The sequence below is a fragment of the Streptomyces calidiresistens genome (assembly GCF_014141525.1).
In the GTDB taxonomy this organism is placed as follows: Bacteria; Actinomycetota; Actinomycetes; order Streptomycetales; family Streptomycetaceae; genus Streptomyces; species Streptomyces calidiresistens.
The window spans coordinates 1-1,556 of sequence record NZ_VKHS01001054.1 but is presented as its reverse complement, the minus strand read 5'-3'; the positions used below and the strand labels follow the sequence as shown (position 1 = coordinate 1,556).

The window sequence follows — 1,556 nt, the reverse complement described above, 5'->3', positions numbered from 1 at the left end:
GACAGGTGTCGGTGGGGGCGGGATTCTCCGGATGCATGGGCACGATCCTGTCCCGGGGCGGGCGCCGGGCGGAAGACCGCCCCGGGGTGATCCCGACGACCCGGAGGGGGACGCGCCCCCGGCCCCCGGGATCACCCGGGCGCGGTGCTCAGGTCAGCCAGCGCTCGGGGCGGGCGGTACGCCGGCCGAGCCGGGAGCGGTCCGCCTGCGCGGCCAGTTCGGCGAGGGCCCGGTCGGAGTCCTGCAGCCGCGCGACGACGGTGCCGTTCGCGCCGTGCTCCACGTGGATGTCGGTCAGGCGCAGGCGGTGCATCCAGGGCCCCTGCGTGATCCGGGCGCTCTGCACCTTGGCGTGCGGCACCAGCGTGTGGGTGCGGCTGAGCCGACCCCGCCGGGCGACGAAGACGGTGTCGGTCACGCCGTGGCCGTAGCCCTTGCGCCAGATCGGGACGGCCCACCGGGCGCGCTCGGGGGACGGACGCACCGAGGCGATCGCGGCGTCGATGTCCACCTGCGGCAGGATGCGGCCGATCAGCGCCGCGCACATGGCCCGGTCGGCGACCGGCACCAGCAGTCCGGCCTCGTGTCCGCCGCCGGCGACCTCCAGTTCCACCCGGGCCCAGCCGCGTCGCCGCCACAGCAGGGGTTCCACGATGCGCACCGACTGCACCCGGCCCGGCGGCACGGTGGCGTGGTCGCGTTGGAGCAGGCCGTGGTCCAGCCGCAGGCCGTCGGCGGACTCGGCCACGGTCCAGCCGTACTGGGTGAGGAAGGCGCCGACGGTGCTGCGCCATATGGTCGCCAGGATCGGCACGGCGACCATGACGGTGATGAAGACGCTGGTGGTGCCCCACCACATGAAGGGGATGACGAACGCGAGCGGCAGCAGCATGCCCCAGCCCGTGCCCAGGAGGGCGAGGGCCGTGGCCAGGGTGCGGCCGTCCACCCGGTACAGCTCGGTGGCGGGGGCCTCGCCGGCCTCCGGGGCCGCCTCGGGGGAGATGCCGGCGGCGCGGGCCAGCAGTTCGGCGCGCAGGGCGCGGGCCTCGGCCTCGCCGACGAAGGCCAACTCGTCGTTGGCGCCGGAGCCGACGACGTCCATCTTCAGCTTCGCCACGCCGAGGGCGCGGGCCAGCAGGGGGCGGGTGACGTCGATGGACTGGATGCGGTCCAGCCGCAGGTGGGCGCTGCGCCGGAAGAGCAGGCCCATGCGGATGCGCAGCTCGGTGTCGGTGACGAGGTAGCGCGTGACGCGCCAGGACAGCCAGCCGTAGAGGGCGGCCAGCGCCAGCACGGTGCCCAGGATGACCAGGACCCAGGCGATGCCGAGTTCGGCGGCGGCCCGCATCCGTTCGGGGTCCTGGAGGAGGAGGGCGCCCAGGCCCGCCAGCGGGGCCCAGGCGCGCCGCCAGGGCGTGACGGGGTGCAGGCGTTTGCCCAGGCCGGGCGGGATGCCGCCGGGTTCGGTGGGATGCGGCTCGACCTCGGCGGCGGAGGCGAGGGGGAGGTCCGGACCGGATGCCCGGGCCGCTTCGGTGGATACCGGGTGGGGTGGG

Annotated in this window: 1 protein-coding gene; it reads right to left on the bottom strand. The window is 75.6% G+C overall.

Features of this window, described 5'->3' with window-relative positions; all coding sequences use genetic code 11:
* Positions 1-148: 148 nt before the first annotated feature.
* Positions 149-1,556: PH domain-containing protein (locus FOE67_RS25375; RefSeq protein WP_323385501.1), on the bottom strand; the 1,408-nt coding region annotated here is incomplete at its 5' end.